22 protein-coding genes and 1 riboswitch are annotated in these 21,995 nt (G+C 57.7%); of the genes, 2 read left to right on the top strand and 20 right to left on the bottom strand.

From position 1 onward, the window contains the following. The first annotated feature begins 1 nt into the window (after position 1). Positions 2–376, top strand: a complete 375-nt coding sequence (locus I9184_RS13935; RefSeq protein ID WP_171117420.1) for a DUF2237 domain-containing protein — start codon at positions 2–4, stop codon at positions 374–376. Positions 377–430: 54 nt separating this feature from the next. On the opposite strand, the gene I9184_RS13930 is transcribed toward I9184_RS13935, so the two are convergent. From I9184_RS13930 to I9184_RS13890, 10 genes are all read right to left on the bottom strand, one after another. After that, the gene (locus tag I9184_RS13930; RefSeq protein ID WP_209834895.1) at positions 431–2,083 is read right to left on the bottom strand and encodes an Ig-like domain-containing protein; all 1,653 of its coding nucleotides are present in this window, start codon (positions 2,081–2,083) and stop codon (positions 431–433) included. 671 nt (positions 2,084–2,754) lie between these two features. Further along, the gene (trpB, locus tag I9184_RS13925; protein WP_171229554.1) at positions 2,755–4,002 is read right to left on the bottom strand and encodes a tryptophan synthase subunit beta; all 1,248 of its coding nucleotides are present in this window, start codon (positions 4,000–4,002) and stop codon (positions 2,755–2,757) included. Positions 4,003–4,070: 68 nt separating this feature from the next. Further along, a complete protein-coding gene (locus I9184_RS13920; protein WP_171636762.1) occupies positions 4,071–4,406 on the bottom strand; it encodes a hypothetical protein in 336 nt (111 codons plus the stop codon). Between the two features lie 47 nt (positions 4,407–4,453). Then, positions 4,454–5,095, bottom strand: a complete 642-nt coding sequence (locus I9184_RS13915) for a phosphoribosylanthranilate isomerase (RefSeq protein WP_209834893.1) — start codon at positions 5,093–5,095, stop codon at positions 4,454–4,456. Between the two features lie 11 nt (positions 5,096–5,106). Continuing rightward, entirely contained in the window at positions 5,107–5,457 is a 351-nt protein-coding gene (locus I9184_RS13910; RefSeq protein ID WP_171724471.1) for a LapA family protein, read from the bottom strand. Positions 5,458–5,464: 7 nt separating this feature from the next. Beyond that, the gene (gene ihfB / locus I9184_RS13905; RefSeq protein ID WP_050603110.1) at positions 5,465–5,749 is read right to left on the bottom strand and encodes an integration host factor subunit beta; all 285 of its coding nucleotides are present in this window, start codon (positions 5,747–5,749) and stop codon (positions 5,465–5,467) included. 270 nt (positions 5,750–6,019) lie between these two features. Next, complete coding sequence (gene rpsA / locus I9184_RS13900) at positions 6,020–7,696, bottom strand: 30S ribosomal protein S1 (protein WP_068337749.1); 1,677 nt, start codon at positions 7,694–7,696, stop codon at positions 6,020–6,022. A 231-nt stretch (positions 7,697–7,927) separates the two neighbouring features. Beyond that, entirely contained in the window at positions 7,928–8,203 is a 276-nt protein-coding gene (locus I9184_RS20950; protein ID WP_256369019.1) for a DUF6525 family protein, read from the bottom strand. Between the two features lie 168 nt (positions 8,204–8,371). Beyond that, a complete protein-coding gene (locus I9184_RS13895; protein ID WP_171636759.1) occupies positions 8,372–10,057 on the bottom strand; it encodes a tryptophan halogenase family protein in 1,686 nt (561 codons plus the stop codon). 193 nt (positions 10,058–10,250) lie between these two features. Next, a complete protein-coding gene (locus I9184_RS13890; RefSeq protein ID WP_170344921.1) occupies positions 10,251–10,787 on the bottom strand; it encodes a hypothetical protein in 537 nt (178 codons plus the stop codon). Positions 10,788–11,004: 217 nt separating this feature from the next. On the opposite strand from I9184_RS13890, the gene I9184_RS13885 reads away from it, so the two are divergent. After that, positions 11,005–11,481, top strand: coding sequence for a YHS domain-containing (seleno)protein (locus tag I9184_RS13885; protein ID WP_209834891.1), 477 nt, complete (start codon positions 11,005–11,007; stop codon positions 11,479–11,481). A gap of 21 nt (positions 11,482–11,502) precedes the next feature. Here the strand turns inward: I9184_RS13885 and cmk are convergent, their stop codons facing one another. The 10 genes from cmk to miaB all read right to left on the bottom strand — a co-directional run bounded on the left by cmk (position 11,503) and on the right by miaB (position 21,988). Beyond that, positions 11,503–12,120 carry a (d)CMP kinase gene (gene cmk, locus I9184_RS13880; RefSeq protein WP_171636757.1) on the bottom strand — a complete coding sequence of 206 codons (618 nt, stop codon included), beginning with the start codon at positions 12,118–12,120 and terminating at the stop codon, positions 11,503–11,505. Further along, the gene (gene aroA / locus I9184_RS13875) at positions 12,117–13,463 is read right to left on the bottom strand and encodes a 3-phosphoshikimate 1-carboxyvinyltransferase (protein ID WP_209834889.1); all 1,347 of its coding nucleotides are present in this window, start codon (positions 13,461–13,463) and stop codon (positions 12,117–12,119) included. Before aroA ends, cmk begins: the two co-directional genes overlap by 4 nt. 68 nt (positions 13,464–13,531) lie before the next feature. After that, the gene (gene trmB / locus I9184_RS13870; protein ID WP_171636753.1) at positions 13,532–14,242 is read right to left on the bottom strand and encodes a tRNA (guanosine(46)-N7)-methyltransferase TrmB; all 711 of its coding nucleotides are present in this window, start codon (positions 14,240–14,242) and stop codon (positions 13,532–13,534) included. 97 nt (positions 14,243–14,339) lie between these two features. Then, positions 14,340–15,521: a methionine adenosyltransferase gene (gene metK / locus I9184_RS13865; RefSeq protein WP_171636751.1), complete on the bottom strand. Its 1,182-nt coding sequence runs from the start codon at positions 15,519–15,521 to the stop codon at positions 14,340–14,342. Between the two features lie 5 nt (positions 15,522–15,526). Further along, a riboswitch (SAM-SAH riboswitch) is annotated at positions 15,527–15,576 on the bottom strand. A gap of 41 nt (positions 15,577–15,617) precedes the next feature. Beyond that, positions 15,618–17,123 (bottom strand): apolipoprotein N-acyltransferase, encoded by a 1,506-nt coding sequence (gene lnt / locus I9184_RS13860; RefSeq protein ID WP_209834887.1) that lies wholly within the window; start codon positions 17,121–17,123, stop codon positions 15,618–15,620. Next, the gene (locus I9184_RS13855; protein WP_209834885.1) at positions 17,120–18,007 is read right to left on the bottom strand and encodes a hemolysin family protein; all 888 of its coding nucleotides are present in this window, start codon (positions 18,005–18,007) and stop codon (positions 17,120–17,122) included. The genes lnt and I9184_RS13855 overlap by 4 nt, the downstream gene beginning before the upstream one ends. Positions 18,008–18,043: 36 nt before the next feature. Beyond that, positions 18,044–18,538 carry an rRNA maturation RNase YbeY gene (gene ybeY / locus I9184_RS13850; RefSeq protein ID WP_171724479.1) on the bottom strand — a complete coding sequence of 165 codons (495 nt, stop codon included), beginning with the start codon at positions 18,536–18,538 and terminating at the stop codon, positions 18,044–18,046. 36 nt (positions 18,539–18,574) lie between these two features. After that, on the bottom strand, positions 18,575–19,597 hold the full coding sequence (locus I9184_RS13845) for a PhoH family protein (protein ID WP_171636743.1): 1,023 nt from the start codon (positions 19,595–19,597) through the stop codon (positions 18,575–18,577). A 136-nt stretch (positions 19,598–19,733) separates the two neighbouring features. Then, a complete protein-coding gene (locus I9184_RS13840) occupies positions 19,734–20,498 on the bottom strand; it encodes an outer membrane beta-barrel protein (protein WP_348539536.1) in 765 nt (254 codons plus the stop codon). Between the two features lie 170 nt (positions 20,499–20,668). Beyond that, positions 20,669–21,988, bottom strand: coding sequence for a tRNA (N6-isopentenyl adenosine(37)-C2)-methylthiotransferase MiaB (gene miaB / locus I9184_RS13835; RefSeq protein ID WP_209834883.1), 1,320 nt, complete (start codon positions 21,986–21,988; stop codon positions 20,669–20,671). Positions 21,989–21,995 lie beyond the last annotated feature (7 nt).

Here is a 21,995-nt window from a genome sequence, read left to right as displayed (position 1 = left end):
CATGCAGAAGCAAGACAGTATCAATGTACTCGGCGGCGTTCTGGCGCCCTGCTCACGCGATCCTCTGACCGGGTTCTTCCGCGACGGTGCGTGCAATACCTGCCCCGAGGATCAGGGAAGCCATACGGTTTGTGCCGTGATGACGGCCGAGTTTCTGGCATTCTCGAAATACGTCGGCAATGATCTGAGCACGGCTCGGCCCGAGTTCGATTTCCCGGGCCTCAAGCCCGGTGACAGCTGGTGTCTGTGTGCCGGCCGGTTCCTACAAGCCCATGACGAAGGATGCGCCCCAAAGGTTCACCTGGAGGCGACCCATCAACGCGCGCTCGAGATTGTGCCGCTTGATATCTTGCTTCAGAACAAGGCGAATGCCTAGACAGCCATTGCGCCTGGGGCGAGACCTGATCCGCGATCCAGTTTCGCCCCAAGGTCAGAACGCCATTTGCCAGATCAGGCTGATGCTGTAGTTTTCAAAACCGCTTTCACCAATGCCATCGTAGAACACGTTTGCTGCAAGCAAGCTGTTGTTTTCCAACCGATAGTCCAGGCCCAGATCCGCACGGGCTCGGGCGGTGTCGCCAATCGGAGTCACGCCCGGGGCGGTGCCAGTACCCGAAGTCGTGCTCCAAATCCCCGAAAGCCCGCCCGTCAGCATCATCTCTCCTCGTGACACTTGAAGCGGGTGGCTGAAATCCACACCCAGCCGTGCCGTCGTCAAACTGAAATCCTGCTGTGGAATCAGATTACCCAGGCTGTCGGTATAAGCTTTCTGATCGTCACTGGCATAACTTACGTCCAGCAAGGGCATCAATGTCAGGGCGCCACGCTTTATCTCACCTGTCACGCGCGACTGGACCAGCCAACGGTCACTGTCGAAACTGTCTTCGTAGGTGCCAAACGGAGAGATGTTGTTGTCGGCCTGGCCATAAAGTACCCGCCCTTCAAGAAACACCGAATGATTGGGCAATTTTGCCACCACATAAGGACCAACCAGCCAGCCCGTACCGTCCACGCTGGCCGGGCCGTTTTCCGTTTCGGCATAGTCGAACTGAAGCATGGCGCCGATCAACAGGTTCGAATTGATCTGGCGATGAGCCCCGACAACAGCCAGTGCATAGGAGTTGTCATAATCATCCTGAGAACTCCAGTTGCCGGTCACACTGAACCAGACGGGGCGCGCCGGATCACTGGCGAAATTCAGATACCCCGAGCCCTGCGTGACCGAAGCGTCCAGTACACCCGACCCCGAACCTTGCAGAAACTGGGTCAGTTTCGGCTGGTTCGACACAAGGCTGTTGGCCCGGGCGTTCTGGAACGCCTGAATCTGACGTTGAGCATTTGTCACGGCCTGAAGCGTGCTGACCCTGTTTGACTCAAGGTTCAGATTCCCAGCCGCGTCCGAGAACACCCCTGCCGGAATGAAAAGCTCGATGGTACCGTTGTTCTGGGGCGTCAAAGTGGCGACATAGCTGGTGCCGGACCCGGTCAGAGTGGTCGTTGCATTGGTGACGGACAGGTCGCCCACGGTGAAATCGGTGCTTGGTTCGCTGAGCGTAATGGTTGCTTGAAACGTTCCGCTGCCGGTCGGCGTCAGGGCCCCAATCGTTGCAGTTGGCTGTGTCGTATCCACCAGAACGCGCGTGTTGACGATTTGGGTGTTCGTTACACCGGACAACGCGATCTCATAGCGATAAAGCGGCCCTCCGACGGTTTCGCGCGCAGTGAACGTAATCCCCATATACCCGTCTGCCGCATATGTGGAATCCGCGCCATCCTGACTGAGAATGGTTGCGCCGAAATAGCCCAGGGAAGCAAGGCCGGCAGGCGTAATCGCACTCTGGTTCAGAATGCCGTTGTTGAAATAGAAACTACCGCCGGGAACCTGCCCCGACCCACCCAGCGAAACAAAGGCCGTTCCGGTAAGTGGGATATTGTTGAAAAAGATACTTCCCCCGTTCGGCGTCTGAACTGAGGTTATGAAGAAGCCGCCACCAAGGGCCGCACCCTCTTTCGCGCTTCCGATCATGAGTGCTGAAATCAGAAAACAGAGGCACAACAGCCTTGAAATAACGGACCTGACCATTTTACCTCCTACAACACCTCGAGGGCGCTAAACACCAGGGCGCCCGGGCAAAGACACTGTGCCCCGAGCCACGTCATCCATTGTCCCATCCATTGCAGAGACGTCCCCTGAACCGGCCGCAACCACGCCAGTTACCCAATAGTTAGTTCAAATTGGAGACACTGTATAGAATTGGAAACAACTCAACTTTGGCGTGCGGGCCACATGGCTGTGCACAAACCAAAAGACAAAGGCAAAAAATGTCGGAAAGCACTTCGAACCCCGGTGTTTTCAAGGAGTCTTCTCGGCAAGACGTCACAACAAGCCGTGACTTTGCAAGTCACGTGCTCAAAATATGCCGGTTACAGATTCTCGACCTTGACGGGATATTCGAAACAATCCCAGGCAGAGATCGCAACTGGCAGTTGTCGGGAAACAAATGCAGGCACAATGATCGAGGTTTCCCAGCAGCCGGCGATTCCTCGGGCCTCTGTGTTGTCCTTACATGCGCCTTGGCGGCGGCCCTTTTTTGCAGGGCAACCTGATTTGGGCGGACATGTCACATGTTTGACTATCCCGCCTGTCCTGCCCTGGAACGTCAGGACGTTTCGCCTTGAAAATAATGCTTTCAGGACCGCTTGAGCAAAGGACGCCATAACAGAGCAACCGGGACATGCCGCCCCGGTTCACACTCAACCCGCCGTACGGCCTTCGGTGTCTGACATATCGAAGTTTAGATATTTGGCCACGGTCTGAACGTCCTTGTCTCCACGGCCGCACATGTTCATGCAGATCAGGTGATCCTTGGGCAATTCCGGTGCGATCTTCATCACATGGGCCAATGCGTGGCTTGGTTCCAGCGCCGGGATGATCCCCTCGGTTGCGCAGCACAGCTGGAACGCCTCGAGCGCTTCCTTGTCAGTGATCGAGACGTAATTCGCGCGTCCAATTTCGTGCAACCAGGAATGCTCGGGCCCGATGCCCGGATAGTCCAGCCCGGCCGAGATTGAATAGCCTTCAAGAATCTGGCCATCGTCATCCTGCAACAGATAGGTCCGGTTGCCGTGCAGCACGCCCGGCCGTCCGCCGGTCAGCGAAGCGCAATGCTCCATTTTCTCGTTCACACCTTTTCCGCCCGCCTCGACGCCTATGATGTTGACGTCCTTGTCGTCGAGGAAAGGATAGAACAGACCCATCGCGTTCGAACCGCCGCCGATGGCCGCAATGATCGTGTCGGGCAAACGGCCTTCGGCCTTCATCATCTGCTCTTTCGCTTCCTTGCCGATGATCGACTGGAAATCGCGGACCATTGCCGGATAGGGGTGCGGCCCAGCCACGGTGCCGATGCAGTAGAACGTGTCGCGCACATTAGTCACCCAGTCGCGCAGCGCGTCATTCATCGCATCCTTGAGCGTCCCACGGCCCGAGGTCACAGGGATCACCTCGGCCCCCAGAAGACGCATGCGGAATACGTTCGGGGCCTGACGCTGCACGTCGTGCGCCCCCATATAGACAATGCATTTCAAGCCAAACTTGGCACATACGGTGGCGGTGGCCACGCCGTGTTGCCCTGCCCCGGTTTCAGCAATGATCCGGGTCTTGCCCATACGCCGCGCCAGAATGATCTGCCCCAGCACGTTGTTGATCTTGTGCGCGCCGGTGTGGTTCAGCTCGTCACGCTTCAGATAGATCTTGGCACCCCCCAGATGCTCGGTCAGGCGTTCCGCAAAATACAGCGGCGAAGGACGACCCACATAGTTTGCCCACAGGTCATCCATTTCGGCCCAGAACGTCGGATCATCTTTGGCCTTGTTGTATTCCTCTTCCAGTGACAGGATCAGCGGCATCAGAGTTTCACTGACAAAACGCCCGCCGAAGATGCCGAAACGTCCCTGTTCGTCAGGGCCGGACATGAAGGAATTGAAAAGATCGTTGGCCATGGGTGTCTCCCTCGTCGTATCTGTTGTTCATAGGTGGTGGCAGCGGGATTTGCCATGGGCAAAACGCATCATTCCACAACCTGCGTGTTTTGACGCCAGACCTGAACCGCCTGCGCCGAGCTGGGCACACCAATGCACGGAAAATGATGAAACCTGTTCACATCCGCCAAACGATCGGCCGCCAACAAGGCACGCCTGTGTGGGCCGGATTGGGAAAATGTCAGCATTGCTTCGATGTCTTGCCAGACACTGAATGAAAAATAGATGCCATCCTGCCTGAACAAGTCAGCGTGCAGGCACAATGGGTCGCCTTGCGCCTGCCGACAGGCCTGTCCCGCGCGCCAGAAAAACTCCGGCGCATGGTACCAGTGTTTCAAGGAAACGCCCCCGATTGCTGCGAGCATGCTCAACCCCTCTGTTTCGAGGGATACGCAGCAAGATCTTTATCAGATCACCTGAGAGCCGATGCAAAGTCGCGGATCAGGGCAGCATCTTTCACACCCGGCGCGCTTTCGACACCGGATGACACATCCACCTGCCGGGCACCTGTCATCCGGACTGCTTCGGCAACGTTTTGGGGTGTCAGGCCACCGGCCAGCATCCAAGGCCGGCGCCAGTATTTCCGTCCGGCCAACAGCCGCCAGTCAAAAGCCAACCCGTTGCCGCCCGGCAATTCGGCCTCTCTGGGCGGTTTCGCATCGATCAGCAGTTGATCGGCCACCTCCGAGTAAAGATCGACGGCCGCCAGATCCTCGGCCTCGGCCACTCCTATGGCTTTCATCACCGGCAAACCAAATCGCTCGCGAATTTCGGAAACCCGTTCGGGCGATTCCTTGCCATGCAGTTGGAGCATATCAAGCGGTACAGTCGAAACGATTCCGTCCAATTCGTCGTCAGTGGCATTCACCACCAAAGCCACCTTGGCAACGCCAACTGGGACCAGATGCGCCAGTTCTGCGGCCCGCAAAATATCCAGATTGCGTGGCGATTTCGGAAAGAAAACAAACCCAACATAGCCCGCCCCGGCTTCGGCCGCAGCGCGCACGTGATCCGGTGCGGTCAGACCGCAGATTTTGAACCGAACATCAGACATGACGATCAGGCTCAGCTCGCCTCATCCAGAATGGCAAGTACATCGTCCTTGCCTTGGTTTTGCTTTTTCTTGAGCTTCTTGACTTCGCGCTCAAGCTTGCGCACTTCGGTTTTCTTCACGGTCGCGTCGCGGCGGTGCTTGTGTTCCCGCAGCCATTCCCACAGGAAACCAATAACCAATCCTGCCGCAACACCCCCCAAAACCACCAGAAACAGCGGCAGTGACGCGCTGAGGTTAAAACCCAGAAGCTCGGCCAGAGCATCCGGCATCAGTTTCAGTTCTACGGACTGAACATTGGCAAGAGACACGGAAATCAGGATGATCCCGAGGGCCGCCAGAAAAGCATATCGAAGGTAACGCATCATGGTGTCAGGCTTTACCGTTCAATCGATCCCTGAGCAACTTGCCAGTTTTGAAAAACGGTACACATTTTTCTTCGACCTGCACCGTTTCGCCCGTGCGCGGGTTGCGCCCAACACGTGCGTCGCGTTTTTTCACGGAAAAGGCACCAAAGCCCCGCAGTTCGACACGGTCACCGCGCGCCATGGCGTCTGTGACTTCTTCGAATACGGTGTTCACGATCCGCTCGACATCACGCTGATAGAGATGCGGGTTTTCGTCAGCGATTTTCTGAATCAATTCTGAACGGATCATGCGTGATACCCTCCCAGGCAGCCGGTGTGACAGGTCTACTGTTTTGACAGTATAGGAAAAAACCCGGAAGGGGGGAACGGATACTCTGAGTTTTGAGGCTTTATTTTGCCACATTCTCGCGCGAAATTTTATCTGTCAGGCCAATTTCCACACTTAATGCGCGATCAATCCCCTAATTAACCCTGCGGTTCGGAACATATTGATTCGCAACAAAAACGGCCCCGCACTGTCGTGCGGGGCCGAAATTCATGCTTGGGATACTGCCTTGGCTCAGTCGCCCGACTTCAGCGCTGCACCCAGGATGTCGCCCAGCGACGCGCCCGAGTCGGAAGAACCGTACTGTTCCACGGCCTCTTTTTCTTCGGCGATCTCGCGCGCCTTGATCGACAGGCCCAGACGACGGGTCTTGCTGTCGACGTTGGTGACGCGGACGTCGACCTTGTCACCGACCGAGAAACGCTCGGGGCGCTGTTCGGCACGGTCACGCGACAGATCCGAACGACGGATGAAGGACTTCATGCCTTCGTATTCGACCTCGATGCCGCCATCTTCGATCGCGGTGACTTCGACGGTGATGACCGAGCCACGCTTCACGCCGCCCACGGCTTCGGCGAACTTGTCACCGCCCAGGGCTTTGATCGACAGCGAGATACGCTCTTTTTCGACGTCAACTTCCGAGACAACCGCCTGAACGACATCGCCCTTGCGGTAGTTCTGGATCGCATCCTCGCCACGCTCGTCCCAGGACAGGTCGGACAGGTGAACCATGCCGTCGATGTCGCCTTCGAGGCCAATGAACAGACCGAATTCGGTGATGTTCTTGACTTCGCCTTCGACCTCGGTGCCCTCGGGGTGAGTTTCTGCAAACACTTCCCACGGGTTGCGCTGAGTCTGCTTCAGGCCCAGAGACACGCGACGCTTGGCGCCGTCGATTTCCAGAACCATGACGTCGACTTCCTGGCTGGTCGAAACGATCTTGCCGGGGTGGACGTTTTTCTTGGTCCAGGACATCTCGGACACGTGCACCAGACCTTCGACACCGGCTTCCAGCTCGACGAACGCGCCGTAGTCGGTGATGTTGGTAACGCGACCCTGATGGACCGAGCCCAGCGGGTACTTGGCAGCAACCAGATCCCACGGATCTTCCTGCAGCTGCTTCATGCCCAGGCTGATGCGGTGGGTCTCTTTGTTGATCTTGATGACCTGAACCTTGATGGTTTCGCCGATCGTCAGGATCTCGGACGGGTGGTTCACACGGCGCCATGCCATGTCGGTGACGTGCAGCAGGCCGTCAACGCCGCCCAGGTCAACGAATGCACCGTATTCGGTGATGTTCTTGACAACACCCTCGACGGTCTGACCTTCGGACAGGTTGCCGATAACCTCGGCACGCTGTTCGGCACGCGATTCTTCCAGGATTGCGCGACGCGAAACAACGATGTTGCCACGGCGGCGGTCCATTTTCAGAATCTGGAACGGCTGCTTCAGACCCATCAGCGGGCCAGCGTCGCGCACGGGGCGCACGTCAACCTGCGAGCCGGGCAGAAACGCAACTGCGCCACCCAGATCGACGGTGAAACCACCTTTGACCCGACCAAAGATTGCACCTTCGACGCGCTGGTCGTCGGCATATGCTTTTTCCAGACGGTCCCATGCCTCTTCACGGCGGGCCATCTCGCGCGAGATGACGGCTTCGCCACGGGCGTTTTCTGCGGCACGCAGGTAAACTTCGACCTCGTCACCTACAGCGATTTCAGGGGCTTCGCCGGGATTTGCGAATTCTTTCAGATCAACGCGGCCTTCCATTTTGTAGCCGACGTCGATGATGGCCTGGCCGGCTTCGATCGCCAGAACCTTGCCTTTGACAACAGAACCCTCTTCGGGTGTGTCCATTTCGAAGCTTTCATTCAGGAGGGCTTCGAATTCCTCCATGGATGCGTTAGCCATGTGGCGTTGTTTTCCTTTACAATACGTTTTTGCTGGCCGAGCGGTTGTCTCCGCCGGTCTTGTTTCATGGTGCCATCGGACGTGACCCGGTGCGCCCCTGAGCAAACAAACACAAAGGGCCGAGGTAACCCGGCCCTGCTCAGAAACGTCATCCGGACGTTGACCGCCCTTGTATCGACAGCGCGCGTATAGGCGGATTCCCCGGTATGTGCAAGGGCAAAGCCCATATTTTCAAGGTTTGGCGGCTCTGTACCCAGGCGCGTTGCCGGTTTTGAAGGTCCAAACCCCGGCATCGCGCCGCAGCATGGCCTGTTCAATTGCGTCCAGTCGCATCAACGCTGCGGAAGGGTTGCGCGCGCCTCCGGCCCGGGTCCAAATTTTTTGCGCAGAAACGGGGCTCCACGGCAAACTTGCCGAGGCCAACCACTGGCGCAGCCCTGACGGCAGAGAGTCGTAAACCTGCATAGGCGCCGCCTGTCGTCTCCGACGTTTGAGGGTGCTCCGCAAGTTCCGACCCTTTGTTTGCCCTTGTTTCTTCTGTTGTCGCAATGCGGTCGCCTTTCACTATATATGTGATTACATTACATATTGATAAAACAGTTGGAAGTAAAAAAGACGGGGAGTTTGAACCCCGCCTTTCCTGCAAACATTCCCTGCGCGACGGGCAGGAAGCAGTCAGAACAGTTGCAAATCCTTTTTACCGCTTTGGATTTCAGCAAAGTTCGGCATGTTCTCGATGACCACAGGGGCTGGCGCCGTGCCCGGCATCGCCACTGTCGGCTTCATTGCCGCCGCCATTCCAAAGGCAGGTTGATCAAGTTCCCCCCGGATATCGCGCAACAGTGTTTTGTGATCCGGCATGGATTTAACGATCTTCGCCAGATCCATTTTCGCGTTCTTCATACCCTGGAACCAAATCGGTTTCTTCAACGGTCGAAGACGATCACGGATGCCTGAACCATAGCCCGTATCATAAACCTGTTTGCCCAAAAGAACGGTTTGATAAACGCGGCTGTCAAACAAAGTGGCGAACTCGATATCGTGATCCATCGGCAGGCGATACTGCCACAGTTCAAGATTTTCGGCCAACCGATCCGGTATCTTCATCTCAGTGCGCGCATCGATCCAGTATTGGTCATCGGTACGGTTGCCCAACCGATAGTGTAAACAGATGAATTCCAGTACCTCGTTATAAAGCTTGTCCATCTGCCGATTGTATCTGTCCCTCAGCGAAGGCTCGATGTCTCGCGTGGGCAAATGCTCGGCGAACCAGCGTATCGCATGGTCAATCATATGGATCGCCGTGCTTTCCAGCGGTTCAATGAACCCGCCGGACAGGCCTATGGCCACGCAATTCTTGACCCAGGCATTGCGCACGCGACCGACGCGCATCGGGATCACGCGCGGTGTCAAACCTTTGCCGCTGTCACCCAGCCACTCAAGGTACTCGTCCGCCGCCTGGTCATCCGTTCGGTGTGCCGACGAATAGACATATCCTGTGCCCACACGGTTAAAAAGCGGCACGCGCCACGTCCAACCTGCGCCCAAGGCAGTGGATCTGGTGGCGCTTTCGATCTTGTCAGGATCCGGATGCTCGATCTGCAACGCCATGGCCCTATCATTGGGCAGGTAGTCAGAGTAATCCAAAAATGGCTCACCGAGTGCCTTGTTGATGATCAGCCCACGAAACCCGGTGCAATCCACGACCATCTCAATATCATGGCGGCCTTTTGCCTCGAGCATGAGATGACTGACATTGCCCTGTTCATCCAGCTCGACCGTTTGCACCTCATCCCGGATATGTTCCACTCCGCGCTTCGTGCAGACCCTGGTCAGCATGCCTGCAAACTTTACGGCATCCAGATGATAGGCATAACCAAACCGTTGTTCGAATTCCGGCTGCCCCAACTGACGCGCGCCCTTGCACAAACGGGCCAGATCATCATGCGGCGAGATAGACTGCGTGAAATCCCTGTCGCCATTGCCGAAGCGCAGGAAATACTCGGCAGCCTCCAGTCCCTCAAGCATCTGGCCGTGCGCAAAGGGGTTCATGTAGTCGATGCGATTGCCCTTGGCGTCATTGTTCCAATTGCAGAACTTCACACCCAGCTTGAACGATGCGTTTGTCTCGCGGAAGAAACTCCGCTCTGAAATGCCCGCCTGACGCAGCGTGACAGGCATCCGCGGAACCGTGGCTTCACCCACCCCCACGGTCGAGATGTTCGGGCTTTCGATCAGACAGATTTGCGGTCGATCCTTGGGCGCTGACGTGCGGGAAAACACCATATCCAGGATCAGCGCGGTCATCCATCCAGCCGTACCGCCACCCACGATAGTGATTTTGTTCAAACGATTGTTCATGTAGTTTTGTCCCTGTTGGCTCGGGAATTTTTTGCTGCGCCCCTGCTTTTTGCGGGTTGTGTCGCAGCTTTCCCTTTTCGCTGGGAAGAAACTATAACAGCTTTCCTCAATCCATCTAGGGTCTATGAAGGCCCGGCCGCGCAACGTCGGCCAACCAGCAGGCGTCACGCCATTCCCATATTCACGGTGCAGGTCAGATCTCTTCGCCTTTCTTCAGCAGTTCTTCAATCAACTCACGTTGCAGATCGGTGCTGTCGCCGCCTCCGAACTCTGCCGCGCCACCGGAATACAGGGTGCCATATGTCCTGGCGATGTTCACAGTCTGGGCCAGCCCCGAGATCAGCTGGTCTTTTTCCAACAGGGACAACGGGTGGATAAACGCAGCCCACAAGGTGCCATTGGCGATCGCGTAACGGGCATCCAGAGTGCTGTCGAAATTGGCCTGCATCATTCGAATCAAGTCTTCCTCCGACAGCGCCTCGGCGCTGCGGATCGGGACCATGGCCCGCATCCGATCCGCATTGGTGTCGGTGATGACCAAGACCTGTACCCCTGCAATCGTCAATTGAAACCCAGGGCCGCTCGGCTCTGCTTCGGGGTCAAGCGCGAAAAGAATGTTGCCCAGCCGTTCGTACGTCATGGGCGGCTCGGCTTCGGGTGGGCTTTGCACGGGCTCTTGCGCGGCAAGGCTTCGGGCAATGAAAACAAGAATGAGGGCTAATCGGATCATGATGGCACTCCTGCAGGCATTCTTTCAGCATAGGTAAGCAAAACCACACTGACCAAACAAAGCTTGGTGAACGCGCCTTCTGGCCATTCAGATACTTGTACGATCTGCAATATTTGATGGCTTATCTGCGATTACACGTCCAACTTTCACCCCCTAACTATGTTTCACCGGTCGACGATCCGATCGACCCGAACCCAGAACCAAGAGGAAACGTGTAATGAAAACTATCGTCTTCACCGCCCTGGCGGCCGCCATCGCCCTGTCCACTCCGGCTCTTGCCGCGGACGAAATCAACGTGTCGAACGGCATCTCGGCCGCAGGTGCCCCGCTTGCCGCACATGGGGTCGATCTGGTTGCTTTGGTCAATGATGGCAACCCGGTCGAAGGCTTCGCCACCCACTCGGCGACATATGATGGCGCGTCCTACTACTTCACCACCGCCGCCAACCTCGAGGCGTTCATGGCGAACCCGGCGGCCTATCTGCCGCAGCATGGTGGGTTCTGTTCATTCGGCGTGTCGGTCGGCAAGAAGTTCGACGGAGACCCGGATCAGTACCTGGTCGCAGATGGAAAACTGTACCTGTTCCTGAACGCCGAAACCCGCGCGGCCTTCCTGAAGGACGTTCCCGCCACCACAAAAACGGCGGACGAACAGTGGGCAAATATCAAGAGCATCGCCGTAGGCGAGCTGTAAACTCCGCCCCTGCCTGCGACGTCAGCGCGTCGCGGGCAGTTTTGCGCTTATGATTTCAAGCGCTTTGGCCAATGCAGCCTCGATACTGAGGTCTGTTGTGTCCAGTCGCACTGCATCCTCGGCTGGCTTCATCGGCGCAGCGCTGCGCTCTGCGTCCCGCGCATCCCGCTCTTTGACATCTGCCAGAACCTGTTCGCGCGTCACGTCAGCACCTTTTGCGCTAAGCTCCAGAAACCGGCGTTCAGCTCGCACCTCTGGGCTGGCCGTTACAAACAGCTTCACCTCGGCATTGGGACAAATCACCGTCCCGATGTCGCGCCCATCCAAGACGGCACCGCCCGACCTTCGGGCAAAGGCGCGCTGAAAATCCACCAAGGCGGCGCGAACCTCGGGGATCACCGCCACTTTGGATGCGGCCTGCGCGATTTCAGCTGTGCGCAGATCACCCTGCTCAAGCTCTTCGGCGGTCAGGGCCTGCGCTGCTTCAAGCGCGCCAAACCCTTCAAGAGTACGCCGCCCAACGGCGCGATACAGCAAGCCGGTGTCCAGATGCGCGAACCCGAAATGCGCCGCAACGGCCTTGGAGATCGTGCCCTTGCCCGCAGCCGCAGGTCCGTCAATGGCGACAGTGAAGCTCACCTGCGCTCTACCTTTGCACCAAGCGACGCCATCAACGGCTCAAAAATCGGGAAGGATGTCGCGATCGGACCACCATCATCCACGCTTACCGGGTTCTGCGCGCCCATGCCCATCACCATGAAGGACATGGCAATGCGGTGATCCAGGAAGCTTTCGCACGTCCCGCCGCCACGAACCTTGCCGATACCCAACCCTTCGACCGACCACCAGTCGTCACCCTCGTTGACCGTGACGCCGTTGGCGCGCAGACCGCGCGCCATGGCATCGATGCGGTCGCTTTCCTTCACTCGGAGTTCCTTCACTCCGCCCATCATCGTGGTGCCCGTGGCGTTTGCGGCAACCACGGACAAAACAGGATATTCGTCAATCATCGAGGCCGCGCGTTCAGGCGGTACGTTAATACCCTTCATGTCTGGCGAGTATTTTGCGCGCAGATCGGCAACCGGCTCGCCGCCCTCTTCGCGCTCGTTTTCATAGGTCAGGTCGGCGCCCATCTCGCGCAGCGTCGTGAACAGGCCCGCGCGCGTGGGGTTCAGGCCGATACCCGGCACCAGAACGTCCGAACCGGGCGTGATCAGCGCCGCGCAAACCGGGAAGGCCGCGCTGGACGGGTCGCGTGGAACGGCGATGACTTGCGGCTTCAACTCCGGGCGCCCCGTCAAAGTGATGACCCGGCCTTCATCGGTGTCTTCCACCGTAATTTCGGCACCGAAACCGGACAACATCCGCTCGGAATGATCGCGGGTCGCCTCTTTCTCGATAACCACGGTTTCACCGGGGGCATTCAGACCCGCCAGCAGGACGGCGGATTTCACCTGGGCCGAGGGCACCGGAACTTCGTACCGGACCGGAGTCGGGTCTGCCGCACCGACGATCGTCATGGGCAAACGCCCCCCCGAGCGGCCCACGGCCTGCGCACCAAACAACGCAAGCGGATCCGTTACTCGCGCCATGGGACGCTTGTTCAGGCTGGCATCGCCGGTAAAAGTTGCCGTAATCGGCGAGGTCGCCATGGCACCCATGATCAGCCGGACTCCGGTGCCGGAATTGCCGCAGTCAATCACCTGATCCGGTTCGGCAAACCCGCCAACGCCCACGCCATGCACGGTCCATTCGCCGCCGCCATGATCTGTGACTTCTGCCCCGAAGGCCCGCATTGCCTTTGCGGTGTCCAAGACGTCCTCACCTTCGAGCAACCCCGATATCCTGGTCTCGCCTACAGCCATCGCGCCAAGGATCAGTGACCGGTGCGAAATCGACTTGTCGCCCGGCACCTCTGCCGTGCCGGTCAGCGGGCCGCAGGGATGCGAAGTCATCGGGATGGGCGTTCCGTGTCCGGACATGGGGGCTCCTTTTGCGCTATCAGTGCTCAAGCCGATTAGCGAATTGGCACCGGTTGGTCCAGCGGCAATCAGTCTTTGCGGCGGAAGGTCAGGTAATGGGGCGTGCGTCCTTCACGCAAGGCTTTCTGCTCGTAGCGTGTGGAAATCCAGTCGTCCCACGGCTCGCGCCAATCTGCGGGGCGTTCGGCCAGCCACTCGAACCCGGCGCGGGGGACTTCCTCCAGTGTCTGCCGCACATAGTCGGGGATGTCCGTGGCGACCCGGAAGATCGATCCAGGCTTCAAGACCTTTGCCAATGGTTCAAGATGTTCCGGCGTCACGAAACGGCGACGATGATGCCGGGTTTTCGGCCACGGGTCAGGATACAGAAGGAAGGCGCGCGATATACTGGCCTCTGGCAGCACGTCGAACAGGTCTCGGGCATCGCCGGGATGCACAGCAAGGTTATCAACCCCCGCCTGCCGAATTTTGCCCAGCAGCATGGCAACGCCGTTGATATAGGGCTCGGCCCCGATGATGCCGATGTCGGGGTTGCTTTGCGCCTGATGAACCAGATGCTCGCCGCCGCCAAAGCCGACTTCCAGCCAGACCGGTTTGCCGCTGAACAACGTGTTCAGGTCCAACGGCCTGCGTTCGGGGTTTGTATCCCAATCCACCGCACCGGGCGACAAAGCCGCCAGATCTTCGTTCAGATAGGTCTTTTGGCTGGGCTTCAGGGTCTTGCCTTTGAAGCGGCCATAGAAGTTTCTGCGCGGGCGTCGTGGGGTCTCGGTGCTCATGGCGGTCGCCATACTGCGCGCCAGAGAACGTTGCAAGGGCGCGCGGCACGCACAAGGAAAAAGCGCGCCCTCAAAGGCGCGCTTTGTGTTGTTCAGGTCAGACTGCGGATTTCAACGCATCGACCAGATCGGTGCGCTCCCAGCTGAAACCACCATCATCGCTCGGCTGGCGACCAAAGTGGCCGTATGCAGCTGTGCGCTGATAGATCGGCTTGTTCAGTTGCAGATGCTGGCGAATGCCGCGCGGTGTCAGATCCATGACCTCACCCACAGCTTTTTCGATAACCGCATCCGCTAATTGGCCGGTTCCATGTGTGTCGGCATAGATCGACAGCGGCTTGGACACGCCAATCGCATAGCTCAGCTGAATCGTGCAGCGTTCGGCCATGCCGGCCGCCACGACGTTTTTGGCCAGATAGCGTGCTGCGTATGCTGCCGAACGGTCAACCTTGGTCGGGTCTTTGCCCGAGAACGCGCCGCCGCCATGAGGGGCCGCACCGCCATAGGTGTCCACGATGATCTTGCGCCCGGTCAAGCCCGCGTCGCCATCCGGCCCGCCAATAACGAATTTGCCGGTCGGGTTGACGTGCCATTCGGTTTCGGTCGACAGCCAGCCGTCAGGCAGGGTTTCACGGATATAAGGCTCGACGATGGCGCGGATGTCATTCGAAGACAGCGCTTCATCCAGATGCTGCGTAGACAGAACGATCGAGCTGACGCCGACCGGCTTGCCGTCGCGATAAACGACTGACAGCTGCGACTTTGCATCGGGGCCCAAAGCAGGTTCGGTGCCGTTCTTGCGTACTTCCGCCAGACGCCGCAGGATAGCGTGCGAATACTGGATCGGTGCAGGCATCAGCGCCGGAGTTTCAGTCGTGGCATAACCAAACATGATGCCCTGGTCGCCGGCACCTTCGTCCTTGTCATCCGCCGCATCAACGCCCTGAGCGATATGGGCGGATTGTTCGTGCAGCAGGTTGGTTACTTCGACGGTTTCGTGGTGAAACTTGTCCTGCTCGTAACCGATGTCTTTCACACAATCACGAGCGATCTGTTCGATGCGCCCCATGTAATCGTGCAGCTTGTCTTGATCAGACAGGCCTACTTCGCCACCGATCACAACCCGGTTGGTTGTTGCAAAGGTTTCGCAGGCCACACGGGCTTCTGGTTCTTCGTTGAGAAATGCATCAAGGACAGCATCCGAGATACGGTCGCAGACCTTGTCAGGATGCCCTTCGGAAACGGATTCCGAAGTAAATGTATAGTTCTGTCGGGACATAAATGCGCTCCATTAGGGGTTTCTCCGCCACGCCAGGAAGCCGTTGTGACAGGTCACAGACGCATACGCGCGCTTCAAGATGGGGTCAATCTCTAATTATTTGGTCAGGCGACGGATGTTGAACCACGCCAATGCGGCAAGAAACAATAGCGCAGCAAGAACAGGGCTGTCCCCGATGCGGGAATAAACTGTTGGCCGTTGTGGCTGCGGCAGGATCGCATCCACGTATCCCGCCTTGCCCAAAGCCAATGAGGCCGTGATCTGACCCAGCGGGTCAATCATGGCCGATATGCCGGTATTGGCCGAACGGATCATCGGCAGACCCTGCTCAATCGCCCTCATCCGGGCCTGCGCCAGATGCTGAAACGGTCCGGAACGCGTTCCGAACCATGCGTCATTGGTGATCTGCAACAGAAAGTCTGCCCGGCCCGGCGCACCGTTCACATCCTGCGGGAACACGGCTTCGTAACAGATCAGAGGCAACGCCTTTCCCAATTCGCCAAGGTCCAAAAGATCAGGCCCCGGCCCCGCGCTGAATCCATGCCCCGTCGTGGCCGCCATCCCATAAATCCCAAAACGGCCCATCAACTCGCCAAAAGGCACATATTCCCCAAAAGGGGCCAGATGGTGTTTGTCATACAGACCGCCCTGCTGCCCGGCTTCATCCAGATAGACCATCGAGTTGAAGATCCTCGGGCCGTCTCCGCGCTGGATCCCCAAAACCACGGGCGTCCCCTGAGCTGCATCCGCGATGGCCGTCAAATACGGTTGTGCGCTGCCCAGCCAGGCTGGAACTGAGGTCTCGGGCCAGACGATCAGGTCCGGTCCGGGCAAAGCGGCTGAATACTCAATCTGACGGGCGAAAAACAAGGGCGCATATGCCGGATCCCACTTTTGGTGCTGCGGCGCGTTGGGCTGAACAACACGAACTGTGTGCGGGCTGTCCTGAACCGTTGGCCGCATCGACCCATAGCCAATCGCCAGCACCGCCGCCGCAACCGCAAATCCCAGCGGCCGGACCAGTGCACGCACGCGTCTTTCCTGAACCAGTGCCGCCCCTGTCGGAAACGCCACGGCAAATGTCAGCGCATTCAAGCCATACGGCCCCACCAGAGACAGCACTTGCGCCACGGGCGTATTCACCCAGATTTGTGCCACTCCGCCCCAGGGGAATCCGGTCAGCACATATCCCCGGGCCAGTTCGGCCAGCGACAGCGTTGCGATCAGCAAAACGCCTTGCTGCATGGCGGTCGCGCCAACATGCCGCGCAAGTCGAAACGCAATTGCCCAGAACAGGGCGAGCCCGCCAGCCATGAACACCAGCGCAAACGGTGCCATCCAGGCGTGACGCTCTGCATCCACCTGAAAGGGCTCGATGATCCAGCTGAGCGCATGGGCAAAATAGCCGGTGGCGAAGAACCAGCCGATCCACCCCGCGCGAGCACGGGTTTCACTGGCGAGGAACACCGGAACAATCAAAACCAGTGCAACAACCGTAGCGCCCCAATACCCATGCGGTGCCTGGCCAAAAGCGCCGAAGGCGCCCAGTGCGGCGGCGGCAAACAATCTCAACGATAACGGCCAGCCCCGGACAGGCGTCATGCAGCGACGTCCGGCAGCATGACGCGCAACCGTTTGATGCGTCGCGGGTCGGCTTCGATCACTTCGAATTCCGGCCCTTCCGGATGAATCACGACCTCACCCCGTGCCGGAACACGCCCGGACAGCATGAATACTAGCCCCCCCAGCGTGTCGATGTCTTCTTCATCCACATCCTCGTGGCTGGTCAAGGATCTGCCGATCTCGGCCTCGAAGTCCTCAAGCGGCACACGTGCCTGCACAACGTAACAGCCCGGCTTTTCCTGCACCCAAAGCTGATCTTCGTCTGCATCGTGTTCGTCCGCGATCTCACCCACGACCTGCTCGATCAAGTCTTCGATCGTCAGCAGCCCGTCGACGCCGCCATACTCATCAATCACCAACGCCATATGGCGACGTTCGGTCTGCATCTTGGTCAGCAGGACACCGATCGGCATTGAAGGCGGCACGAACAAAAGCGTGCGCAACATGGATTTCAGGTCAAACTTGTCCGCACCGCCATTGAAACCATGGGTCAGCGCTAAATCCTTGAGGTGAACGAAGCCCAACGGCGTATCCAGCGTTCCTTCATAGACCGGAATTCTGGACAACCCACTGTCCCGGAATACGTCAGCCAGCTCATCCTTGGTGATGTTAGAAGGAACCGCGATGATCTCGGCCGTGGGAATGGCCACGTCTTCGACGCGCATCCTGCGCAGGTTCATCATCCCGTGAGGCCGAGCTGCCGCTGCGCTCTGCCCGTTCATCCCCGGGTTTTGCTGAGTCTCCTGACTCGAAAACGCATCGAAAATTCGGGAAATAAACCCGCTTTTCTCTTCTGTATCATTGCCGCTGTCCTGAGGTTGCGCGCTTTGCGCCGCCCTAGAACTGCCGTCTGTTTCGCCCATTACCTTGTTCCAACTGATCGGGTCACATGACCCACCTTATACCTTATATGGGTCATCTATACCCAACTTGCCAAGTATCTCGACCTCAATCCCTTCCATCAAAGCGGCGTCGGGGTCACGAATGTGATCATATCCCAGCAAATGCAACGTTCCGTGAACAAGCAAATGGATGACGTGATCGTCAATGTCCTTGCCTGCCTCATCCGCCTCACGCGCGCAGGTGTCGAAGGAGATCGCAATATCGCCCAAAGGAATTTCACCAGTGAAATCCGGCTTTGGCGGATGGGGCGCTTGCCCGGCTTCCTCCGGGGCCAAATCTTCTGCCGGCCAGCTCAGAACATTGGTGGCGGCTGGTTTGCCGCGAAACTCGGCGTTCAGTTCCGAAATGCGTGCGTCATCGCATCCCAGAACGCTGATCTCGCAAAGTTCAGGGTCCAGTTCCGCATAGGACAGGACAGCGGATATCGCTTGCCGCGACAAAGCTTCAAGCCCTTGCCACCGGTCGTCTTCGACAGTGAGTTCCAGATTCATCTTATCGCACAAAAGCCCTGTGAATGAGCCTTGCAATCAAGTGGATTCCCGGCCCGCATCCGCCTCATACGCCTCGATGATCGCGGCCACAAGCGGGTGGCGAACCACGTCCTTGGACGTGAAATAGTTGAAACTGATGTTGGGGATCGTTTTCAACAGTCTTTCCGCATCCTGCAAACCCGACTGAACGCCGCGTGGCAAATCCACCTGAGACCTGTCGCCGGTGATTACCATGCGGCTGCCTTCGCCCAGACGAGTCAGGAACATCTTCATCTGCATCGTCGTAGCGTTTTGTGCTTCGTCCAGCACCACAAAAGCATTGGCCAACGTGCGTCCACGCATGAACGCCAGCGGCGCTATTTCGATTCGCTTTTCCTCAATCAACTTGGCCAGTTGCTTGCCGGGCAGAAAATCATTCAGCGCGTCGTACAGCGGCTGCATGTAGGGATCGACCTTGTCTTTCATGTCACCGGGCAGATAGCCCAATTTTTCACCCGCTTCGACCGCCGGGCGGCTGAGGATGATTCGATCCACATGCCCGCCAATGAACATCGACACGCCCACGGCAACAGCCAGATAGGTTTTCCCCGTGCCAGCAGGCCCAATGCCAAATGCAAGCTCATTTTGAAACAGTGACTGCACATAAGCTTTCTGGGCGTCCGTGCGCGGTTCCACCAGTTTCTTGCGGGTTTTGATCTCGACTGAACCGCCCTTGAACATTTCCAACTGATCGCCGTCGCGGCTGCCGGTCCCCTGTTCCGAACCACCCATCCGCAGTTCTCGGTCCACGTCCGCGGCCTCGACCTCGCGCCCGCCTTCCAATCGCGTGTAAAGCGATTGAAGCACCTCAATAGCCTGCTTCTGGGCGTCTTCATCGCCCATCACGACAAGCTGGTTGCCGCGGCGTACGATCTGGACGGAAAGCTTGCTTTCGATGTCGGTCAGATTGCGGTCGTATTCGCCGCACAGGTCAATCAACAATCGGTTGTCGGGAAACTCTAAAAACGCCTCGCGTTGGGGCATTTCGTCTTGCGGTGGGGTCAGGGCACCGATGGCCAATCCGTTCTCCTGTCTTGGCGGTTCACCCCGAGCGTAGACAACAAATCTCGGTGGGCGCAAGCCACAGTTTCAAAAATAAGCCCGCGGATGACAAAAGCGCCGATCATACAAAAGAAAAAAGCCTGTCAGACGCGCATCAGAACGTATAGTTCAGCCCGAATCTCAAGCCGCCGTATTTCGGTGTGGACTTCGTGGAAAAGCCCGAACCGAATTGAACGTCTTCGGATTTGAACTGGACGTATTCGTATTCGCCGGTGACCGACCAATTGTCGGTCAGCTTGTGTTCGGCACCGATGCTTGCGGTATATCCACCCCGCCGATCCGATGCCGAAAAGCTCTGTACTGTAGCTCCGGATGTGATGTTGTTGGTTGTTTCAACATCGCCCCACAGGTAACCGACGCTGAAAAAGTACAGAACCCGACCATTTCGGCTTGTCAGGCCGCTTCGATATTTGAGGGACAAAACGTCAGATATCTCTGCCCCACCCTCAACGTTCGAACCGCCGATCTGGGCCCTGACACTGTCGTCCAAGGATCCGAAATCATAACTGACTTCAAAACCATAGACGAAATCACGCCCCCACCTTGAAGGCAGAACACCACGCCAACCACCACGAAAGCCGCCGTATGCGCCGGATACGTTCAGGTCGCCAATATCAAACAGCCCGGCGGGCGTTCTCAGACCAAATCGATCGTCCCAGCCTGAGGCGTAGCCTCCAGCAATCCCCAGGTAAAATGCACTGACGTCACTGCTGAACTTCTTGGGGCTGATAACGACAGGATCGGTTGTCGTGCCCTTCAGGTCTCCGGCAATCGTCGCGCTGGCAAAAAAAGTAACAACCGAGGCCAAAGGCAAGGTTTTCACTAGGCTCAGGGTCCTGAAGCTGTTCAAGATTGGCACTCGTACCTCCATCACTCCGATCTTCAGATCGGCGTATAATCGTTTTTTGACGCAATAACGGCGCCTGAAAAACATGGCTCCTCTCGGAGCATAGTTCCAAGCAATAAATCAAGGGTAAATTTTGGAAACAAACACCAACTATGGTGTCTGAACGGCGGAATCTTACCGACTCAGAGCAGCTCACCCGCCAAAGAGTTGGCGCCCGAGTCGGTGATCCGGACCTCTTTCAGATCACCAACGGCAATCTCGGGCCCTTTCACATGCACCGAATGCAGATACTCGGATTTTCCGACCATCTGGCCCGGCAGGCGGCCCGGTTTTTCAAACAAAACGCGGACTGTACGACCGACCATACCGTCCTGAATTTCCCCTTGGTGCCGTGTGATGAGGGCCTGAAGGCGCTGCAATCGATCATCCGCCGCAGCCGGATCAACCTGAGCCCGCTCGGCCGCTGGTGTTCCCGGGCGTGTGGAATACTTGAAGGAATAGGCGTAGCCGTATTTGACCTCTTCAACCAAATCCATCGTTGCCTGAAAATCCTCTTCGGTTTCTTCTGGGAAGCCGACGATGAAGTCCCCCGACATCACAATATCCGGGCGCGCCGCACGAATGCGTTCGATCAGGCGCAGATAGCTTTCTGCCGTGTGGCTGCGATTCATTCGCTTGAGGATACGGTCCGAGCCCGACTGAACCGGCAGGTGCAGATACGGCATCAGTTTCTCACAGCTGCCATGTGCCTCGATCAGGTCGTCGGCCATGTCATTGGGGTGCGACGTGGTGAAACGAATACGTTCCAGCCCGTCAACCTTGTTCAGTTCCCAGATCAGCCCGGCCAGGGTCATGTCTCCGTCGGGGCCGGCCCCGTGATAGGCGTTCACGTTCTGACCCAACAGCGTGATCTCGCGCACGCCGCGTTCAACCAGATCATGGGCTTCGCGGATGATGCGATCAGCGGGGCGGCTGACTTCGGCCCCACGCGTATAAGGCACCACGCAGAAGGCGCAGAACTTGTCGCACCCTTCCTGAACGGTCAGAAACGCCGTCGGGCCGCGTTTGGCCTTGGGACGGTTTTTCAGTTTTTCAAACTTGTCTTCCTCGGGGAAATCGGTGTCCAGTGCCTTTTCGCCCGCACGGGTCTTGGCCTCCATCTCGGGCAGACGGTGATAGCTTTGCGGACCGACGACCAGATCGACCAGCGGTTGGCGGCGCATGATTTCTTCACCTTCGGCCTGCGCAACACAGCCTGCCACACCGATTTTCAGGTCAGGCTTTTCGGCTTTCAGACCCTTGAAGCGACCGAGTTCCGAATACACTTTCTCAGCCGCTTTTTCGCGGATGTGACAAGTGTTCAGCAGAATCATGTCGGCATCGTCAGGCGTTTTGGTTTCGACATAGCCCTGCCCGCCCAGCGCCTCGGACATGCGTTCACTGTCATAGACGTTCATCTGACAGCCATAAGTCTTGATAAACAGCTTCTTCGGTTCGGACATGGGACGG

Origin of the sequence: Ruegeria sp. HKCCE3926, from assembly GCF_017872515.1 — a bacterium.
Classification (GTDB): domain Bacteria; phylum Pseudomonadota; class Alphaproteobacteria; order Rhodobacterales; family Rhodobacteraceae; genus Ruegeria.
The sequence above is the reverse complement of the archived record's forward strand: the minus strand, read 5'-3'. Positions and strand labels throughout refer to the sequence as shown.

Coding starts and splice junctions, on each gene's coding strand:
- I9184_RS13935 (WP_171117420.1), top strand. CDS start 2: ATGCAGAAGCAAGACAGTATCAATGTACTCGGCGGCGTTCTGGCGCCC.
- I9184_RS13930 (WP_209834895.1), bottom strand. CDS start 2,083: ATGGTCAGGTCCGTTATTTCAAGGCTGTTGTGCCTCTGTTTTCTGATT.
- trpB (WP_171229554.1), bottom strand. CDS start 4,002: ATGGCCAACGATCTTTTCAATTCCTTCATGTCCGGCCCTGACGAACAG.
- I9184_RS13920 (WP_171636762.1), bottom strand. CDS start 4,406: ATGCTCGCAGCAATCGGGGGCGTTTCCTTGAAACACTGGTACCATGCG.
- I9184_RS13915 (WP_209834893.1), bottom strand. CDS start 5,095: ATGTCTGATGTTCGGTTCAAAATCTGCGGTCTGACCGCACCGGATCAC.
- I9184_RS13910 (WP_171724471.1), bottom strand. CDS start 5,457: ATGCGTTACCTTCGATATGCTTTTCTGGCGGCCCTCGGGATCATCCTG.
- ihfB (WP_050603110.1), bottom strand. CDS start 5,749: ATGATCCGTTCAGAATTGATTCAGAAAATCGCTGACGAAAACCCGCAT.
- rpsA (WP_068337749.1), bottom strand. CDS start 7,696: ATGGCTAACGCATCCATGGAGGAATTCGAAGCCCTCCTGAATGAAAGC.
- I9184_RS13895 (WP_171636759.1), bottom strand. CDS start 10,057: ATGAACAATCGTTTGAACAAAATCACTATCGTGGGTGGCGGTACGGCT.
- I9184_RS13890 (WP_170344921.1), bottom strand. CDS start 10,787: ATGATCCGATTAGCCCTCATTCTTGTTTTCATTGCCCGAAGCCTTGCC.
- I9184_RS13885 (WP_209834891.1), top strand. CDS start 11,005: ATGAAAACTATCGTCTTCACCGCCCTGGCGGCCGCCATCGCCCTGTCC.
- aroA (WP_209834889.1), bottom strand. CDS start 13,463: ATGTCCGGACACGGAACGCCCATCCCGATGACTTCGCATCCCTGCGGC.
- trmB (WP_171636753.1), bottom strand. CDS start 14,242: ATGAGCACCGAGACCCCACGACGCCCGCGCAGAAACTTCTATGGCCGC.
- metK (WP_171636751.1), bottom strand. CDS start 15,521: ATGTCCCGACAGAACTATACATTTACTTCGGAATCCGTTTCCGAAGGG.
- lnt (WP_209834887.1), bottom strand. CDS start 17,123: ATGACGCCTGTCCGGGGCTGGCCGTTATCGTTGAGATTGTTTGCCGCC.
- I9184_RS13855 (WP_209834885.1), bottom strand. CDS start 18,007: ATGGGCGAAACAGACGGCAGTTCTAGGGCGGCGCAAAGCGCGCAACCT.
- ybeY (WP_171724479.1), bottom strand. CDS start 18,538: ATGAATCTGGAACTCACTGTCGAAGACGACCGGTGGCAAGGGCTTGAA.
- miaB (WP_209834883.1), bottom strand. CDS start 21,988: ATGTCCGAACCGAAGAAGCTGTTTATCAAGACTTATGGCTGTCAGATG.